Here is a 17,374-nt window from a genome sequence, read left to right on the forward strand (position 1 = left end):
CTAGTCAGCAGATCAAAACTTCACTTTGTCTCCACCCTTGAGGTCGAGTATTTCTCGGGCTTCATCTGGTGTTGCGACCTCGTTGCCGAGGTCTTCGACGATCCGACGGATCTTGGCGACTTGCTGGGCATTGGATTCAGCCAATTGCCCGCGGCTGATGAAGAGGCTGTCTTCCAGACCGACCCGAACATTGCCGCCCATTTGGCTGGCGGTGGTTGCCATCGGGATCTGCACATTTCCCGCCGCCAGGATTGACCAGCGGTAATCATCACCAAAAAGCTTGTCAGCAGTCTTTTTCATGAAGACCAGATTGTCGATATCAGCGCCAATACCGCCCAGGATCCCCATGACGAACTGTATGAAGATCGGCGCCTTGAACAGCCCGATATCCATGCAGAACTTCAAATTGTAGAGGTGCCCGACGTCATAGCACTCGTGCTCGAACTTGATGTCATGCGGCGCCAGTGTTTCCGCAGCTTCCTGGATATCCTTGAACGTGTTGCGGAAGATGTTGCCATCGGAATTGGCGACATAGTCCTTTTCCCAATCGAATTTCCAATTGTCATAGCGCTTAGCGAGTGGGTGGAACGAGAAATTCATGCTGCCCATGTTCATGGAGCACATCTCGGCGCTGAAGGTGGCTGCGGGTCTGATCCTGTCCTGGATGGAAAGCGTCAGTGAGCCTCCTGTAGAGATGTTCACAACAGCGTCTGTCGCCTGCTTGATGCGTGGCAGAAACGGGGTGAAGTCGGCAGGATCAACCGACGGTGCCCCGGTTTCATTGTTCCGTGCATGCAAATGCAGGATAGACGCTCCAGCTTCCGCAGCTTCGATCGCTTGCGCTGCGATGTCATCATGGGTGTAGGGCAGCGCGTCCGACATCGTCGGCGTGTGGATCGCTCCCGTGACGGCACAGGTGATGATCGTCTTTTGCTTGTTGCGGGCCATGCCTCACTCCTGATTTGTTTTGGTTTTTACGACACGGCGCGATAGTGGGAAGACTTCCAATCCGGTGCGGTCCTTAATGATGCCCCAAATCCCCTTTGGCGCTTTCAACATGACAACAATGGCAACCAAACCAAGGATCAGAAGGTAGGTGGTACCGAGATCTGCCAACAGTTCCCGCAATAGGAAGAACACAATCACCCCGATGATCGGGCCTTCGAGCGTGCCAATTCCGCCAATGACAACAATGAAAATGACGAAGGCCGTCCAATCGTTGACGCTGAAAGCTGCATCCGGGGAAATTCTAAGCTTCTGAAGAAAGATCAGGGCGCCCGTCATGGCGGTCAAACCGGCTGCGCCGACATATACGAAAAACTTGTTGCGCCAGATGTCGATGCCGAAGCTTTGGGACGCAACCTCGCTGTCGCGGATGGCTGTCAATGCCAGCCCTTTTCGGGAGCGCAGGAGCAGATAGATCGACGCCAACACCACAACCGCCATGCCCAGTGCCAACCAGTATGTTGTCGCTTCGCGCATGGACCGGCTGGAGGCCATCGATTTGACAACAGCAATTGGCAAACTCGTACCAGACCCTCCGCCGAGGGCAGAAACTTGTGCAAACGACAAGCGAAACACCTCGGCAATGACCCAGGTCCCGATGGCAAAGTATGCGCCCCGTAGGCGGAAGATCAGCAACGCGACAGGAACCGCGATCAGCGCACCAAGGATCCCAGCCAACGGGATCGCCGCCAACGGAGACATTCCGGTAAAGATCGCCAAGGCAAACAGCATGTAGCCGCCAAAACCGACGAACGCCTGCTGGCCAACCGAAACCAGCCCGGCATATCCCGCCAAAAGGTTCCAGAGGCACGCCAATGAGAGATAGAGAAAGACTTCACTCAGAAGCCGAAGGTCTGCACGCCCGGCCCACCAGGGTGCGGCAACCAGCGCGATCAGGACCAGAAGTCCGATGATCGCGGCGGTCCGGCTGGCGTTTGAAGATCGCGAAATGGAGTAGGTGCTCTCTGACATCTTCAGTCAATCCTGGGAAACAGGCCACGTGGCCGAACAGCAAGGACAACAAGGAAGGCGATGTGGCCTGCAAGTAGCTGCCAACCTGGGTTGATCTGGGCACCGATATTCTGACTGACGCCGAGAATGATGCCACCGATCAACGTGCCCCAAAGATTGCCAAGGCCACCAATGATCACAGCTTCAAAGCCAAAGATCAGGCGCCCCGGTCCGATTGACGGATCAAAGCTGGTGCGGATTCCCAGGAACACGCCTGCTACCCCGACAACGGCAAGTGATAGCGCCATGGCCAGCCCGAAGACATGTGCCTTGTTCAGCCCCATCAGCTGGGCAATGTCCTGCTTATCGGAGACAGCACGGAAAGCGCGACCAAGAGCAGAATGGTAAAAGACCCATTGCAGGCCGGCGATCACGACAACGGCCACGACAAACATCAACAGCGGCAGCACACCGATTGCGATGCCACCTGGCACCGAGATACTGGCCGTTTCCAGAGCGCCTGCGCTCATTTTCTGAGGGTCTGCGCTATAGATTTCCAATAGGCCGTTTTGAATGATGACCGAGAGACCAAACGTCACGAGAAGTGGCGGTAGAATGTCATCGCCGAGCGTCTGGTTAAGGACGCCACGTTGCAGAAGATAACCGATGGCAGCCATCAAAGGGACCACCAGACCAAGTGCCACCAGCGGGGAAACGCCCAAGGCCGTTGTGATTGACAACCCCAGAAAAGCTGCCAGGACAATGAAGTCTCCATGGGCAATGTTCACCAGACGCATGACCCCAAAGATCAGCGAAAGGCCTGCTGCAAAGAGTGCGTATAGCCCTCCAAGCAGGACACCTTGTACGATGGCATTTATCCAATCCATCTCAAACTCCGAAATAGGCTGCGCTGATCTGCTCGCGGGTCAGCGACTGCGGCGCACCTTCAAGAGAAATGCGGCCTTCCTGGATGCAATAAACCCTGCTGGAAACGCTGAGTGCCTTGGCAATGTCCTGTTCAACGATGATTGCGCTCATGCCTTCGCCAATGATGTTTGGAAGCGCGTCGTAGATCGACTTGATAATGATCGGGGCAAGACCAAGACTAATTTCATCGAATAGAAGAATTTCCGGATTGGACATCAGAGCGCGGCCAATCGCGACCATCTGTTGCTGTCCGCCGGAAAGGGCAGTTGATGGAACGTGGCGCCGCTCTTTCAAAACCGGAAAGAGCTCAAACACCTTTTCCAGTGACCACGGTCCTTTGTGTCCTATCTGTCCGCCAATGATCAGGTTTTCTTCGACTGACAAGGACGGAAACAGCTGGCGGCCTTCCGGCACCATGGCAATCCCAAGGCGGGCGATCTGGTCGGCGCGAAGCGTGCCAATCGGCTCCCGGCGCCATAGAACCATGTCAGCCTTGTTCTGAACCAGACCCGTAATGGAACGCATCAAAGTGGTTTTACCTGCGCCATTGGCGCCAATCACGGCTATCACTTCGCCAGGATACACATCGATGGACACGCCAAAGAGCGCTTGAAAATCTCCGTAGTGCGCTTCCAGCTGCTTTGTCGACAAAAGAGCTTCAGGCATTTGCATCCACTCCCATGTAAATCTCCTGCACAGCTTGGCTTGCCATGGTCTCCCTCGGATCGCCCTCTGCGATTTTCTTGCCGAAATCGATCACAATCAGCCGATCGACAACTGACAGGAGCGCATGAACGATGTGCTCGATCCAGATGACGGAAAGCCCTGTCTTGCGGATAGTATTGATGGTCTCCACCAGATCATGACATTCCTTTTCGGTGAGCCCACCCGCGATTTCGTCGAGCAACAGAACTTTTGGCCGGGCACACAATGCTCGCGCCAACTCCAGACGTTTGCGGCCCAAGAGAGTGAGCTTTCCGGAAATGTGATTTGCCTTGTCGATCAAGCCGGTCAGTTCCAGAACCTCGAGGCAGTGGCGATTGGCTTCTGCCTGTTTGCCTTGAGTGCCGTGGGTCGCTGCGACCAGCGTGTTTTCAAACACTGTCATGCCGGAAAACGGCTGAGGAACCTGAAACGATCGCGCCACCCCTGCCCGACACCTTTTGGCTGCTGAATGCCGGGTCACGTCCTGTCCATTGAGAACCACCCGCCCCCTGTCTGCCCGAATTGTTCCGGTGATCAGATTGAACATGGAGGTTTTGCCCGCACCATTGGGCCCAATCACCCCCAGCGCCTCACCTTGAGCGAGCTTATAGGTCAGATCATCGGCAACCGTGATCGCGCCATATTTCTTGGAAACACCATTCAGTTCTAAGACCACTGACATGAATTTTTTCCCTGATTGCCGGCGCACAGCCCTTGGGCTGTACGCCTGCTGAATTCATGACAGGAGCTTCAATTCACCTGTGGTGGGAATGAACGGAGCGCTGCGGTTCGAGGTGATCACCAGATCGAAGCCGTCCGTTCCTTTCTGCCACTGACCTGCGACAAGCGGCGTCTTGGTGACGTTCCGTACCGGACCACTGCTCCAATCAACAGGACCAACAACGGTCGATATTCTGGTCTGTTTGATTGCATCCAGGGTCGCAGCCGGATCTTCCAGATCAGCAGAGCGTTTGATGACGTCGGTGGTCACCTCAAACAGGGCATGTTTGAAGCCGATCGGCTGGGTCCAAGGGCGCTTTGACGCTGCGGCGTAGCCTTCTGCAAGCTCCCTGGCGCTCACGCCCGTCAGCGAAGAGGCAAACGGGTGATCAGGTGACCACCAGATCTCTGACGTCAGACCATCGCCCCGGTCGCCGAGAGAATTAATGACAGACGGGAACAACAAGGCCTTGCCTATCGTCACGACCTTCGGATGGAAACCCTGCTGGGCTGCCTGCGACCAGAAATTGCCGAAGTCTGGGGGGATCATGTTGCCGGTGATGATCTCACATCCTGCGTCCTTGAACGCCGAAATCTGTGACGTGAAGTCATCCGTCATCGGTTGATACCGGCCCGGATCCACCAGCTGGAACCCCTGTCCTGCCAGCGCAGGCGGGAAGCCATGCATTTCATCGCCCCAGGCGTTTCCATCCGCATCATTCGGGAAAAGGCCGCCAACAGTCTTGGCCGCCCCGCTCTGCCCCCAAAGATCAAGGAACGCGTGTATGACGTCTTCCAGTCCCCAGAAGAAGTGGTAGGTGTAATCGAACCCGACAGCCGGGTCGCCGTTACGGCCAAAGAAATAAGGCTGCCACGGGCAATCTGTCGTGATGCACGGAACTTCGTTCAGTTCGGCCTGATCGGAAACCGGGTTTGTCGTGTCAGGTGTTGACGCCGCCACGATGATATCGACTTCATCACCAAGGATCAGTTCAGAGGCGACTTCAGCAGCGCGGTTCGGGTTCGACTGGCTGTCCTTCGACAGGATCTCGACCTGATAGGTCTTGCCGTTGTTTTCAATGCCGCCGGCCAATGCGGTCTTGATACCCTCAAGCACATAGTCATCGGCTTCGGCAAAACCGGCAAGCGGTCCGGTGCGCGGGCTGACATGGCCAATCTTGATAACCGGATCCGCGGCATAAGCGCGGGTTCGGGTCAGGATCGCTGGCGCTGCCAAAGCGACTGTCGCTCCACCCAAAAAGCCTCGACGGCTGATATTCAGTTTCTTCCCATACATCGTCTTTCCTCCCAGAATCGCGATTCGCACATGTTCTGCTATGACAAGATCGTCTCAAGCCTTCGCAGGTGAGCTGCAACGCGTTGGCGGACCTCCTCCGCTTCCTCCGGCGTCCAGCTCATGAAACCCTCACCACTTTTCATGCCGAGTTTGCCTGCTTCGACAAGCTCACGCAGATAAGGGGAAGGTGCTGGCCGGCTATCCAAGTCGGCCAGAACATTGTCGTGTATGTCGAGGGTCAGATCGGTGCCGACCAAATCGGCATTCGCGAGTGGCCCCAGCACAGACAGGCGGCGTCCGAAACTTGCGTTGACCACTTGATCGATAGCCTCTGCGGTGCAAACACCGTTTTCAACGAGGTAGATCGCTTCCCGCCACATGGCGTGTTGCAGCCGATTGCCGATGAAACCGGCAACATCCTTTTCAACCCGGACCGGCGTTTTGCCCACGCTGGCCAATAGATCGACGGTCGCTTCGATGGTTGGTTCGGAAGTCCACTCGGTGCGAATGACTTCAACCAGCGGGATCATATGGGGCGGGTTCCACCAATGTGTCCCGACCGCGCGTGTCTTGTCCGACAGATCCGACATGATCGTTGTTATCGGAATAACTGACGTGTTTGACGCCAAGATCGCACTGGATGGCGCATGCGCCTCAGCATCCTTGAACAATGCCTTTTTGAGGTCCGGCTTTTCCGGGGCTGCCTCAAAGACATAGTCGGCATCTGTCACACACATTTCAATGTGCGGCGCCGTATGGATCCGTTTCAGAACAGCATTTGCCTCATCGTCGGCAACACCCATGGCCTCCAGACTTGCCGAAACACGTCCATGCAACGCGTCCAGGCTTTCAGCGAACGGATCGTAGACTTTTACCTGATGGCCGGCCCGGGCAAAGGTCAGGGAGATACCATGCCCCATCAACCCTGCGCCAAGAACAGATATGTTGAGTGCTGCTGCCATCTCTAACCTGCCGTGTAACCGCCGTCGGCATAAAGGATATGCCCGGTGTAGAAATCAGAGGCGCGAGATGACAGGAAGAGCAACGGACCGATCAGATCTTCCGGCTCTCCCAAACGTCCCTTGGGGACGCGTGCCAGAAAACCGTCTCGAAAAGCCTTTGCTTTTTCGTCGTCTTCAAACATCCAGGCTGTCAGGGGAGACCGAAACACGGTTGGTGCAATGGCATTGACCGTGATGTTGTCTTCGCCCAGCTCACAGCCAAGTGCTTTTGTTATGCCGTCGACTGCGGCCTTGGAGGCGCAATAAGCCGTATATCCAGCCGGATGACCGAGAAGTCCGCGCGCTGAAGAGACAAGCACGATCTTGCCGCCGCGCGACTGGGCTTTCATTTGACTTGATGCAGCACGAGCCAGAAGCCAAGATTGGGTGACATTGGCATCCATGACGCCCTCGAAATCATCAGGGGTGAGCGCGTCAATCTTGGCGACCTTGTTCATGCCCGAGGCAACGACAAGAACATCCAGCGAGCCGAATGCTTCGACAGCCAGTTGAACGAGACGACCGCAAGCTGCTTCATCACTTGGCCGGATTGCCAGTTGAGCAACATCTGCACCCAAATCTGTGCATTCCGCAGCAACTTCCGCCAAGGCTTTCTCATTCCCGGCTGCGAGGACCAGTTTGCATCCGGCACCTGCCAGCGCCTTGGCTGCGACTGCGCCAAAAGCACCCGACACTCCGGTAATCAAGGCGACCTTGTCTTTGACATCAAACATGCCAAGAGGATTTTTCCAATTGTCAGACATCAATTTGCCTTCGCCGGGTAAGGGATCACCACAAGCATCGAGCAGGTGTGATTGGATCTGTTTTCCAACGTCCGAACTTCACCCGGCGCGATGGTGCAGCTGTCGTATTTCCGCAAAACGGTTTCAGACCCACCGCTCTCGACAGTCATTTCGCCGTCCAGAACCACGTAGACCTTTTCAAACGGGGTGGTATCGGGTCCCGCGCCGCCGCCGGGCAGGAACTGGCTGAGGCCGACCCATTGGTTTTGCGGGCCGCCGTCTTCAAACCCTTGAAGCCGCAGCCCAACAACGTCGCGGTGGTTTGGCGCTTCATAGGGCTGCGCGTCTTCAAAACGCTTCACATGCATCGGCTTTCCTCCCAAGCTTTGCACGAGCTGCTGCCGTAACCCGGCAGCAGCTTATGATCCTAGAATTCCTCGCCAGCCTCGATCCGGTACTGCTGCCCCTTGTCGAGCATTGCAACCAGACGAATGATGCAGCCGTCGCCGCGATCCCAGTTCCAAGGGAAGAAGGCGAACGTGCAGCGCTTGCCCGTGACCGCATCAAGATCGCCGCCAACGTTTTCAATGCCGAGGATGCCGTTACTGAACAGCTTCTGGTGGACGGGCTCCCACTCCGGGAAATCGTCTTTCCAATCGCGGCCGCCAGACCATTCCTTATATTCTTCTTCAAGGTGCGGAAGGATCGGCCCGTTGCGTTGCGGTCCGATAGCAGTTGCCAACGGATGATCGTTTGCCTGGGTGTCGTGACCGACAACCTTGATACCTTTTTCGACCATCCAGTCCGCGGCCGAAGGGACGAGGCCCGGGCAATAGGCAAAATAATCGCCGTCTTCATATTCCTTGTGCCATCCGGTGTTGATGATCAGGACATCGTTCTTGCGAATGGCGTGACCGCAGGCTTTTTCAAGGTCGTCACCGGTGATCTGCTCCCATTTCTTCTTGGGAATCGACACAACAAGGCCTGATCCAAAGAAATGCGGCAGCGGCACTTCATCAATAAACGGCGTCCCCTGAACCACATGCGCCGGCGCATCGATATGCGTGGTGACATGCATGGTCGTGGTGATGGTCTGCGAGAGCACGCCGGACTTCGCCATGTAGTGCTTTCGGTCAATCTGCACATCTTTGAAGTACGGCCAGTTCGGGCACTGAAAACCGTAGCGGTGGCTGAGGTTATAGAACTCGAGCCCCATGTCATTGTTCAGGTTCTCTTCGAAATCGATCCCGCGAATTGTAACCGTCATAGTGTCCTCCCGGCGGTCAATGCCTATCTGTATTGCAAAACGGTACAGTTGTATCATAATGCGGTCAAGCGATTTCCTCGACAGGTCGGTGAAACTTGCCTATATGCTGGAGCGACACGGGTTTCCGGCAGAGTTATCGGGGTGGAGGCAGAACTTTGAACGCTGTTATTTCGGACAAGAAAACGCAGAATAGTCAGGGAATTCAGGTGATTTCACGCGCCGCTGAAATTCTGCGAATCTTGAAACTGGACAATTCCGGCCTCAGTCTTGGACAGATTGCCGAACGCGTACAGCTGCCCCGCTCTACGGTACAAAGAATTGTCAATGCTTTGATTTCAGAGCGACTTGTCATGGCGAGTTCAGCCGAAGGTGGTCTCCGGCTCGGGTCCGAAATTCAATCTCTTGCCGCGGCGGGCCGCATCAACATGGCCGAGTTGGTTGGGCCAACGCTGACAGAGCTTTCAAGAGAGACCAAAGAAACAGTCGATCTCGCGGTCTTCCGGGACGATCACATGGTTTTCGTCGACCAGGTTGTCGGCTCCCATCGCTTGCGAACCGTATCAGCTGTCGGGGAAGTCTTTCCAATGACAGACACCGCCAATGGCAAAGCTGCCTTGGCGCTTATGGAAGATGATGTTCTTGTCTCAATTGCCGCGCGCGAATTGAAAACCGGCCCGAATTCAAACGACGAGCCGTCCAAACCATTGTCAGAGTTCCTGAAGGAAATCGAGGACATCCGGCAAACCGGGATCGGCTGGGATCTGTGCGAGCACACAGAAGGCATTTCAGCCGTCGGCTTTGCCTTCAAGGATCCCATGGGCCAGATCTACGCGGTCTCTGTGCCAGTTCCGTCGCACCGGTTTGGGAAACTCAAGGACCGTCTTGCTGAATTGCTTCTCGGCGCAAAGAACTCCATCGTGCGGCTGATTTAGAGTTTTCGGAGGTTCGTCTTCACGGGGAAGCACTGGATCAATCCAAATAGTTTGGCTTTTTATCGAACTAGATAGACAGCAACAAACGGACCCGCATCACGCAAGATCTCCATCGCTATATTTAAAACTCCCAATTCCCCCCTTTCCTCTTCCGAGCTGCAGCTATCTCGCAAGCGACACAAACTGCCCAAAAATCAAGAAAAAGCTCTTATCAGGTGGGCCAGAGTTTGGCGGTATATTGCGCGGCGCGCCCAGATGGCAGACTTGGACCGTGACAGCCTTGCCAGCAGTCTGAACCCGGCGCAGAAGCTCGTATCCAAAGACCATCTGCGCCAGCTTACTCCGGGCGTGGGAGTTCTAGGCTGTTTAGTTGTGATCGAAATTTATGCCCTCGAATTTGATCTACCTCAGCTCCATCTTGCAGGCGTTGCTGCGCACGACACGATACGGCCGTGCGATGTCTCAATCCGCTCAAATAGCAGGTCACAAAGGAGAAAGTGACTGAAATCCCGTGGCCCAGCTGGCTTTCAAAGCCGTCCGCGGTGGAGCGTTGCCGGGGCACCTGCGATGGAATTCAGAAACATGGGAAAGACCTTACCCGCCGCAAGTCGCGATGGTGGTCTCATCGGCAGAACTCTCCGGTTCTGATCTTGCCGCCGTGGGTCACGGTCTTGGTTTCGAAAAGATAGCAACCCTCGGCGTCAGACGGACTATAGTGAATATAGTAGTCTTCGCCCTTGTAGCTGTAGTCCATGCTGCGACGGCCATCTTCTTCCTGGGTAAAGATCAGGCTCTCGACCCCGCCCGCGGGGGGACGGCCAGGCTCTGCTCTTCGCCCCGTGGCTGAGTTGGTAAGTGGGGCCGTGCGCGGAAGGTCGCGAAGGTCTTCGACCTCTCCCATCAGACATTGCACGATATAGGGAGCGTCTTCGGAGGTATGGTAGCGATAGCCAAAGAGGTCGTCCGGCTGGCCGTTGCAGACATCCAGCATTCCTTCGACAACTGGCGTGCCGTCCGGATTGTTGTCGCCATAGATCGGGAATCCGTCAAAGGCCCAACCGATGATGGCGTCGTCGCCTGCGTTGACCATCTGTTCGATCATGCAGACAGGTTTGACGTGATAGTGATAGTCGTCGCCGCGCCCCGCATGGCCTCCACAGACATCAAGCTGTTGTGTCTGATAGGTGTCGTGCCGGGTCTGGTGATGATAGAGATCTTCTTCGGTCATCTCCCCTCCGCCAGTATAGTCGAAAATCGGCACGCCATTGACAGCCACGCCAAGTGCTGCGTCACGGGTTTGCGGCATCTCGCTTAGAACCGGAGCCAGCGGGATCGGGGCATCATACTTCTTGGCGGGAACCGGCACTTGTTCGTTGGTGCCGACGATGCCGGTCATCAGCTGATGATCGGGATAGGTATCCGACGAGATGATTACCTTGCCATCCTTGCAAGTGACCGTCACATGATCGGAAAAACCGGCCTCTGCAACCGAGGCTTTCACTGCATCGCAACGGGTCTGTGCATCAAGGGTGTGATCCTCATGAGCATGGATCGGCGCCACAAGCGCTGTTACAGAACCTAGGAGAAAGGCGAAGACGCCAGTTTTTTTGACGGTAGAGTTCTGTTTCATGGAGCTTTCCTTCAGCACCCGTTCGGCGCTGTGTGTTCCATCGAACGAGCAGATCACTTGGCCTGAATACGGCCTACTCGACCTCAAGGCGGCAGAGCACCGTGTTGCTTTGCTCAAGATCAGGGCCCCAGATGAGTTCGGCATTGGGATCCCAATCGATGCGGTCGTAACCGCCCTTTGGGCTGACCTCGCGCGCGGAATAGACATCCGCCTGCGGCCAGGTTGAGGCATTGAAACCAGGCTGGTCCCAGCCAGCGGGCTCCGCCTTCGTCTCAAATCCACAAGCGCCCTGCCCTGCGACCGGGTTCTTGTCGCGCTCGCAGGACTTGTCCAGCGGCGCCGTATGGGTCACGAAGCACTGCCAATCGGAATTGCTGACCGCCACCGTTTCTCCGGCAGCGTTCTTGATCTGAAGGATGATCCCGCCATCGCCCATCTGCTGCCGCCGCGAGCCGATGTACTCAAGACCAGTGTCATCCTGCTTGAAGTCCTTGGCGATGAAGCCGATGACGAAAGGCCGCTCGGCCTCGAATTCAAAGCTTTCGGCATTGAACGACCGCTCGGTTGTGATGGGAACGTGGTCTTCCGCGACTTGCGTCCCGTTGATCCGCATCTCAAACCAATTGTCAGCCCAGACGTCTGCAGAAAAGGGCTCGGCAGCGAGAGTAGTCGCCGAAAGGGAAAGCAATGTGGCTGCGATGGTCACGAGCTTCATGGTACTGATCCTGATGCCTGGTTAGCTTTAAGATATGCCTAGCACAGCTTTACGGCCGCCGATTGTCGATAAGTGTATCGAAATGTAAGGCAAACCCTGGCTGCTTGCGTCACCGGGCTGGCGCGGACTTCCGTGAGCAAGGTGCTGGCGGGCCTTAATGAAAGTCACGGCTGGGAAAGAGGTGCTTGGCCTGCTCGCGGGGGTGACGCGCGGTGGGGCGCTGACGAACCGGGCGTGGAGCCTCGTCGGCTTGCGGCTGGGTGATGCCGATGGCCTCGTCCAGAGGATGCCCCAGGTCCGCCAGGCGGTGAGACAGGTCTTCGATATGATCCGCGATGAGATGAACAACGATGCCTTCACGCTCAAGCCGTCCAGTGACGCGCAGCAGGCGCCCGCCCATGACAATACGGCGAAAGCGGTCATAGACCCTTGGCCAGACCACAACATTGGAGACACCGGTCTCATCCTCCAGGGTGAGGAAGATCACGCCGGAGGCCGTGCCCGGCCGCTGGCGGGTGATGACGAGGCCGCAGACGCTGGTACGCTGGAGCGGTGCATCGATCAGCTGATCGTGGGGTGTAAGGCCAGAAATGGCGGGACGCAGAAGCTCCATCGGATGAGCTCGCAGCGTGAGCCGCATGGCCACATAATCCTCGACCACCTCCTCCCCCAGATGCATGGCCGGCAGCTCTACCTTCGGCTCGCGAATTCCTTCTCCATCAAGAGGATCGGAGAAGAGCGGCAGAGGCTTTGGCGCACGGATCGCCCGCACCTGCCAAAACGCGTCCCGGCGTGTGAGCCCCATCCCGATAAAAGCATCCGCCTCTGCGAGCCGTTCCAGCACGGAGGGCAGCACCCCAGCCCTCAGCCAGAGGCTTTCAGGATCGGGATAGCCGTTGCCCCGCGCCGCCACGATCCAGCCCGCGTCTTCTTCCCGAAAGCCCTTGATCTGCCTGAAACCGAGCCGCAAGGCCCATGATCCATCGGCGCGGCGCTCAAGCGTGTTGTCCCATACGCTGCTGTTCACGCAAATGGGCCGCACTTCCACGCCGTGCTCGCGAACATCCCGCACGATCTGGGCCGGAGCATAAAACCCCATCGGCTGGGAATTCAAAAGCGCGCAGGCAAAAATCGCGGGATAGCGGCATTTGAGCCAGGAAGACACATAGGTCAGCATGGCGAAGGCCGCGGCATGGCTTTCGGGAAAGCCATAATCGGCGAAGCCCTCGATCTGGGAAAAGCAGGCCTCTGCAACCTCCCGGGAATAACCGTTTGCCAGCATGCCCTTGACGAAACGATCCCGGTGATGGGCAATCGTCCCCATGCGGCGAAAGGAGGCCAGAGAGCGGCGGAGCTGGTCCGCCTCCTCGGCGCTATAGCCGGCCCCGACCACGGCGATCTGCATGGCCTGCTCCTGAAACAAGGGCACACCGAGGGTCTTGTGGGTGACCTCCGCTAGCGCTGGACCGAAAGGTTCCGGCTTCTCAAATCCCTGCCGCCGCCTGATATAAGGCCTGACCATACCGCCTTGAATGGGGCCGGGTCGGACGATCGCCACCTCGATGACGAGGTCGTAAAACGTTCGCGGCTTCATGCGTGGCAGGAAGTTCATCTGCGCCCGGCTTTCGACTTGGAAAACCCCCACCGCATCGGCCTTGCACAGCATGTCGTAGGTCGCCTTGTCTTCCTGGGGCACCGTTGCGAGTGTGAGCTCCATCTTCTCATGGCTTGCCAGAAGCTCGAAACTCTTGCGCAGACAGGTCAGCATGCCCAGAGACAGGACGTCGATCTTCAAAATTCCCAAGGCATCGATGTCATCCTTGTCCCATTCGATTACTGTCCGGCCCTCCATGGCCGCGTTTTCGATAGGACAGAGTTCGTCGAGACGGTCGCGGGTGATAATGAAACCGCCGACATGCTGGCTCAGATGTCGGGGAAAACCGATGATCTCGCCGATGAGGTGAATGGTCTGGGCGAGACGGCGGTTTTCCGGGTCCAGACCGAGCTGGCGTGCCTGTTCCGGATCTGCACCCTTGTTGGACTGTCCCCAGATCTGGCCGGACAGACTGGCGGTTACATCCTGGCTGAGGCCCATGACCTTGCCGACCTCACGGATCGCAGCCCGGGTGCGAAAGTGGATTACGGTGGCGCAAAGCCCGGCGCGATGGCGCCCGTATTTTTCGTAAATCCACTGGATGACTTCCTCGCGCCGCTCATGCTCGAAATCCACGTCGATATCCGGCGGCTCGCCGCGATGGCGCGAGATGAAACGCTCGAACACCATGCCGATCATGTCCGGAGAAACATCGGTGATCGCGAGCAGGTAACACAAGATCGAGTTGGCGGCCGAGCCCCGCCCCTGGCAGAGAATGCCGCGTGCACGCGCCTCCGCCACGATATCGTGGACAGTCAGAAAATACGCCGCATAGCCAAGTTCCCCGACCAGGGCGAGTTCCTTGTCGACAAGCTCATACACCCGTTCCGAGGCGCCGTCAGGATAGCGGCGCCCAATACCCGCGCGCACCAGCCGTTCAAGGCGGTCCTGGGGAGCTTCTCCCTTCGAGATCTCGTCGGGGTACTCATAGCTGAGCTGTGACAGGTCAAAACTGCACCGGGCAGCGATCTCAAGTGTACGTCGCAGCGCGGCCGGATGAGAGCTGTAAAGCCGAGCCATATCCGGCTCACCCTTGAGCCGACGCTCCGCATTGGGAAGCGCACGGGTGCCGATCCGGTCGATGGTAAGCCCTTCGCGCATACAGGTCAGGACATCGGCCAGCTGACGCCGGGCCCCGCGGTGCATGAGCACATCGCCGACCGCCACCATGGGCGCCGAGGTCTTGAGGGCCAGCATGGCACAGGCATCGAACCAGATCCGGTCCGAGCCGTCATAACGGGGCGCTGCGCCAAGAAAGACATGACCGGGAAACCGGCGTTGCAGCCTTTGAACCGGTTCGCAGGCGGTTGCCAGATCACGCGGGGGCAGAGCGATCATGATCATGCCCCGGCAACCCTGTTCCAGATCGGCAAGATCAAGATGGCATTCGGCTTTCTCCGCCCGCTGCTTGCCAAGGGTGAGCAAGCGCGCGAGCCGGTGATAAGCCGCCCTGTCCGTGGGCAAGGCGAGCCATTCAACCGGACTGTCACGCAGCACCAGACGGGTCCCCACGATCAGCCTCGGCAACTGTACAGTGTCAGGCCGCTGCAGATAGATGGACACCCCCGCTTCCTGGCGGGAACTGTGATCGAGCTGATGGGTTGAACGAATGCGCAGCGCCTCTTCAGCCTCCTTTCGGAGGGTTTTCAGGGCTGAATAGGCCCGAACCACACCGGCCAGCGTGTTGCGATCGGTGATGGCGATGGCCTCAAGACCGAGTTCGGCCGCGCGCAGAACCAGCTCTTCAGGATGAGAGGCTCCGGTGAGAAAGGTGAAGTTCGACGTGACGCAAAGCTCGGCATATCCTTGCGAAAACCCTCCGAAATTCTGAAGATCCGAGCCACAATGAAGGTTCATGCAAATTCACCTTGCACGAACCAGCCGGGGCTTTGCGGAGTGTGGAAAAGCCAGAGGCGATGACCCTGGCTTGTGTTGACTTTCCAATAGTCGCGAACGCCGGAGCGCCAATTGTCATCTTCCAGCCACCACTCGGCAGCGATCCGTTCAGGTCCCGTGGCGCGGGCCGTGGTGAACGACATGCGGCGCCAGCGAAACCGCTCGGGCGGGCGATTGCCTTGCCCCATGATCGGTTCGGGCGGAAACATGCGGATCGGCCGCGGACGGAAACTCGTCCAACCACCCCTGGCCTCGCTGAAAGCAGCGGGAACGACAGCGAAGGCGCGTTCCGGCACATGACTATCGACCGGCTGAAACCGTTGAATGTTCTCCAGACCGATCCTCGTGCCGATCCGGGTCATGAGATCGTCGAGCTGGTCCTTGCACACGTTTGCGACATGGCTGACCTGCTCGGGTGGCAAGGGCAGGACTTCAACCGCTTCCAATCGTATCCGGTCGATGCCGTAGCCGGCGTCGACATCTGCAACCCCGCGTGCGAACAGGGGCAGGATACGCCGGGCATCACGCAGCGGGCGCGCCAGCCGCAATTCGACCGTCCGCGCCTCCTGATCAACCCGGCTCAGGGTCAAACAAAGGATGCGCGCACCCGCGCCATTTTCCTGCAACTTGTCGCAAAGCCGGTCGAGCAACCGCGCAGTCACACCCATCACATCATCAACCAGCCCGATCGGCTCGGGCATCGTCATGCGCACGCCATAATGAGGAGGATCAGAAAGAGGAGAAATCTCCTCATTCTGGCGCCCGAGAGCCTGGTCAAGGCGGCGGAGCAGCGTAAGGCCGAAACGACGGGCCAGAGGCGCACGGTCCGTGGTCTCAAGATCGGAAATGGTCCGCAGACCCAGACGCTGAAGCCTGGTGACCAGCTCCGACTCCAGACGCAGCGCTGTCACGGGAAGAGCGCCAAGCGTCTCCAATGGCTTGCCCGGCTCGCATACGCCTTCACCGTGATGGGCCAGCGCCCATGCTGCTCCGCGACTGTCGGCCAGCCCAAGGCGGACGGACACGCCGGCCCGCATGAGCCTCTGGCGCATGTCGGCCAGCATCGGCGCCTCACCCGAAAACAGATGTGCGGAGCCGGTGATGTCGAGATTGAGACCGTCAATGCCATCCATCCCAACCCATGGGCAATAGCGCAAGGCCCATCGCTGCAGGGCCTGGAGAAAGCGCATGTCGGCCGCCGGATCGGCGGGCCTGCTCTGCAACTGGGGGCAAAAGGCGCGAGCGTCAGAATAGGACATGTCCCGATGCAGCCCCTGCCGCTCGGCTTGTGCATTCAGACAGTACAGCCGGTTGGCGTTCTTGGTGTTGAGGGTCAGAGCGAAAGGGCCGTCAACCGGACGCGCCCTTAGAACCCGGTCGCTCGCCAACCGGGGAAACCACATGGAGACGACGCGTTTGCGGATCCCACCGAACATTCCAGGCTCCATTTGTTCCCTTTTTGTTCTTAATAATACTCCAATGCATGAGAGTCGAGTCTTCTCTATCGGGATCAAACACCGGCGAGGTGTGCCAACGGGTCTCGGCTGCGTTTGAGCCCATGCCTTCAGGAACGATGCAAAGCCCTGTCGTGTTCCCCACCCGGGCGGCCAGTTGCAGCCTCCGGCCTTCGCGCAGGTCCAGTGGCTGGGTGATTTCGATCACGACACATGAAAGCGCTTCATTCCTGAGCGCTTCTTCGGCAACGGCAAGACCATCGGCCTGGTTGCCCGGCCGCGCCAGAAGAAGATGCGTGGGATCCAGAAGCGAGGAAAGTCCCACAGGATAAAGCTCTTCCCGCGACCAGTTCTTGCTCACCCAAAGGGCTGACCCTTGCGCGGCAGACAGCGCGATGGCGGCAAAGCTCAAGGCGGAAGGCCCGCAAACTTCATGCACGCGGGCTCTTTGCAAGGGAAATGAGGTGAAACGATCTT

Annotated in this window: 16 protein-coding genes; 1 reads left to right on the top strand and 15 read right to left on the bottom strand. The window is 57.7% G+C overall.

The genetic code is table 11. The features are described 5' to 3' along the window. Positions 1 to 12: 12 nt before the first annotated feature. Genes ABJZ52_RS20610 through ABJZ52_RS20655 form a run of 10 tightly spaced genes read right to left on the bottom strand, consistent with a single transcriptional unit; the run spans position 13 to position 8,616 of the window. Positions 13 to 948 (bottom strand): 3-keto-5-aminohexanoate cleavage protein, encoded by a 936-nt coding sequence (locus ABJZ52_RS20610; protein WP_348190741.1) that lies wholly within the window; start codon positions 946 to 948, stop codon positions 13 to 15. 3 nt (positions 949 to 951) lie between these two features. Then, positions 952 to 1,977: a branched-chain amino acid ABC transporter permease gene (locus ABJZ52_RS20615; protein WP_348190744.1), complete on the bottom strand. Its 1,026-nt coding sequence runs from the start codon at positions 1,975 to 1,977 to the stop codon at positions 952 to 954. Positions 1,978 to 1,979: 2 nt separating this feature from the next. Beyond that, positions 1,980 to 2,843 (bottom strand): branched-chain amino acid ABC transporter permease, encoded by an 864-nt coding sequence (locus ABJZ52_RS20620; protein WP_348190746.1) that lies wholly within the window; start codon positions 2,841 to 2,843, stop codon positions 1,980 to 1,982. Between the two features lies 1 nt (position 2,844). Further along, positions 2,845 to 3,555, bottom strand: coding sequence for an ABC transporter ATP-binding protein (locus tag ABJZ52_RS20625; protein WP_348190749.1), 711 nt, complete (start codon positions 3,553 to 3,555; stop codon positions 2,845 to 2,847). Beyond that, positions 3,542 to 4,270, bottom strand: a complete 729-nt coding sequence (locus ABJZ52_RS20630) for an ABC transporter ATP-binding protein (protein WP_348190752.1) — start codon at positions 4,268 to 4,270, stop codon at positions 3,542 to 3,544. Before ABJZ52_RS20630 ends, ABJZ52_RS20625 begins: the two co-directional genes overlap by 14 nt. A 54-nt stretch (positions 4,271 to 4,324) precedes the next feature. Then, on the bottom strand, positions 4,325 to 5,605 hold the full coding sequence (locus tag ABJZ52_RS20635) for an ABC transporter substrate-binding protein (RefSeq protein ID WP_348190753.1): 1,281 nt from the start codon (positions 5,603 to 5,605) through the stop codon (positions 4,325 to 4,327). Positions 5,606 to 5,643: 38 nt separating this feature from the next. Further along, positions 5,644 to 6,567, bottom strand: coding sequence for a 3-hydroxyacyl-CoA dehydrogenase family protein (locus ABJZ52_RS20640; RefSeq protein ID WP_348190755.1), 924 nt, complete (start codon positions 6,565 to 6,567; stop codon positions 5,644 to 5,646). A gap of 2 nt (positions 6,568 to 6,569) precedes the next feature. Next, positions 6,570 to 7,340 carry an SDR family oxidoreductase gene (locus tag ABJZ52_RS20645; RefSeq protein WP_348190758.1) on the bottom strand — a complete coding sequence of 257 codons (771 nt, stop codon included), beginning with the start codon at positions 7,338 to 7,340 and terminating at the stop codon, positions 6,570 to 6,572. Between the two features lie 29 nt (positions 7,341 to 7,369). Continuing rightward, positions 7,370 to 7,717 carry a cupin domain-containing protein gene (locus tag ABJZ52_RS20650; RefSeq protein WP_348190760.1) on the bottom strand — a complete coding sequence of 116 codons (348 nt, stop codon included), beginning with the start codon at positions 7,715 to 7,717 and terminating at the stop codon, positions 7,370 to 7,372. A 59-nt stretch (positions 7,718 to 7,776) separates the two neighbouring features. Further along, entirely contained in the window at positions 7,777 to 8,616 is an 840-nt protein-coding gene (locus ABJZ52_RS20655; protein WP_348190763.1) for a cyclase family protein, read from the bottom strand. A gap of 155 nt (positions 8,617 to 8,771) precedes the next feature. On the opposite strand from ABJZ52_RS20655, the gene ABJZ52_RS20660 reads away from it, so the two are divergent. Beyond that, complete coding sequence (locus ABJZ52_RS20660; RefSeq protein WP_348190766.1) at positions 8,772 to 9,548, top strand: IclR family transcriptional regulator; 777 nt, start codon at positions 8,772 to 8,774, stop codon at positions 9,546 to 9,548. Positions 9,549 to 10,170: 622 nt separating this feature from the next. Here ABJZ52_RS20660 and ABJZ52_RS20665 read toward each other — a convergent pair. From ABJZ52_RS20665 to ABJZ52_RS20685, 5 genes are all read right to left on the bottom strand, one after another. Beyond that, positions 10,171 to 11,178 carry a YHYH protein gene (locus ABJZ52_RS20665; protein WP_348190769.1) on the bottom strand — a complete coding sequence of 336 codons (1,008 nt, stop codon included), beginning with the start codon at positions 11,176 to 11,178 and terminating at the stop codon, positions 10,171 to 10,173. 73 nt (positions 11,179 to 11,251) lie between these two features. Continuing rightward, the gene (locus ABJZ52_RS20670) at positions 11,252 to 11,893 is read right to left on the bottom strand and encodes a PEBP family protein (RefSeq protein WP_348190771.1); all 642 of its coding nucleotides are present in this window, start codon (positions 11,891 to 11,893) and stop codon (positions 11,252 to 11,254) included. A 154-nt stretch (positions 11,894 to 12,047) separates the two neighbouring features. Further along, the gene (locus ABJZ52_RS20675; RefSeq protein ID WP_348190774.1) at positions 12,048 to 15,404 is read right to left on the bottom strand and encodes an error-prone DNA polymerase; all 3,357 of its coding nucleotides are present in this window, start codon (positions 15,402 to 15,404) and stop codon (positions 12,048 to 12,050) included. After that, positions 15,401 to 16,879, bottom strand: a complete 1,479-nt coding sequence (locus ABJZ52_RS20680) for a DNA polymerase Y family protein (protein ID WP_348190776.1) — start codon at positions 16,877 to 16,879, stop codon at positions 15,401 to 15,403. Before ABJZ52_RS20680 ends, ABJZ52_RS20675 begins: the two co-directional genes overlap by 4 nt. Beyond that, the gene (locus tag ABJZ52_RS20685) at positions 16,794 to 17,336 is read right to left on the bottom strand and encodes a hypothetical protein (RefSeq protein WP_348190778.1); all 543 of its coding nucleotides are present in this window, start codon (positions 17,334 to 17,336) and stop codon (positions 16,794 to 16,796) included. The genes ABJZ52_RS20680 and ABJZ52_RS20685 overlap by 86 nt, the downstream gene beginning before the upstream one ends. Positions 17,337 to 17,374: the final 38 nt, after the last annotated feature.

The organism is Roseibium sp., from assembly GCF_039982295.1.
Taxonomy (GTDB): domain Bacteria; phylum Pseudomonadota; class Alphaproteobacteria; order Rhizobiales; family Stappiaceae; genus Roseibium.

Coding starts and splice junctions, on each gene's coding strand:
- ABJZ52_RS20620 (WP_348190746.1), bottom strand. CDS start 2,843: ATGGATTGGATAAATGCCATCGTACAAGGTGTCCTGCTTGGAGGGCTA.
- ABJZ52_RS20675 (WP_348190774.1), bottom strand. CDS start 15,404: ATGAACCTTCATTGTGGCTCGGATCTTCAGAATTTCGGAGGGTTTTCG.
- ABJZ52_RS20665 (WP_348190769.1), bottom strand. CDS start 11,178: ATGAAACAGAACTCTACCGTCAAAAAAACTGGCGTCTTCGCCTTTCTC.
- ABJZ52_RS20670 (WP_348190771.1), bottom strand. CDS start 11,893: ATGAAGCTCGTGACCATCGCAGCCACATTGCTTTCCCTTTCGGCGACT.
- ABJZ52_RS20610 (WP_348190741.1), bottom strand. CDS start 948: ATGGCCCGCAACAAGCAAAAGACGATCATCACCTGTGCCGTCACGGGA.
- ABJZ52_RS20615 (WP_348190744.1), bottom strand. CDS start 1,977: ATGTCAGAGAGCACCTACTCCATTTCGCGATCTTCAAACGCCAGCCGG.
- ABJZ52_RS20680 (WP_348190776.1), bottom strand. CDS start 16,879: ATGTTCGGTGGGATCCGCAAACGCGTCGTCTCCATGTGGTTTCCCCGG.
- ABJZ52_RS20640 (WP_348190755.1), bottom strand. CDS start 6,567: ATGGCAGCAGCACTCAACATATCTGTTCTTGGCGCAGGGTTGATGGGG.
- ABJZ52_RS20630 (WP_348190752.1), bottom strand. CDS start 4,270: ATGTCAGTGGTCTTAGAACTGAATGGTGTTTCCAAGAAATATGGCGCG.
- ABJZ52_RS20635 (WP_348190753.1), bottom strand. CDS start 5,605: ATGTATGGGAAGAAACTGAATATCAGCCGTCGAGGCTTTTTGGGTGGA.
- ABJZ52_RS20655 (WP_348190763.1), bottom strand. CDS start 8,616: ATGACGGTTACAATTCGCGGGATCGATTTCGAAGAGAACCTGAACAAT.
- ABJZ52_RS20625 (WP_348190749.1), bottom strand. CDS start 3,555: ATGCAAATGCCTGAAGCTCTTTTGTCGACAAAGCAGCTGGAAGCGCAC.
- ABJZ52_RS20650 (WP_348190760.1), bottom strand. CDS start 7,717: ATGCATGTGAAGCGTTTTGAAGACGCGCAGCCCTATGAAGCGCCAAAC.
- ABJZ52_RS20645 (WP_348190758.1), bottom strand. CDS start 7,340: ATGTTTGATGTCAAAGACAAGGTCGCCTTGATTACCGGAGTGTCGGGT.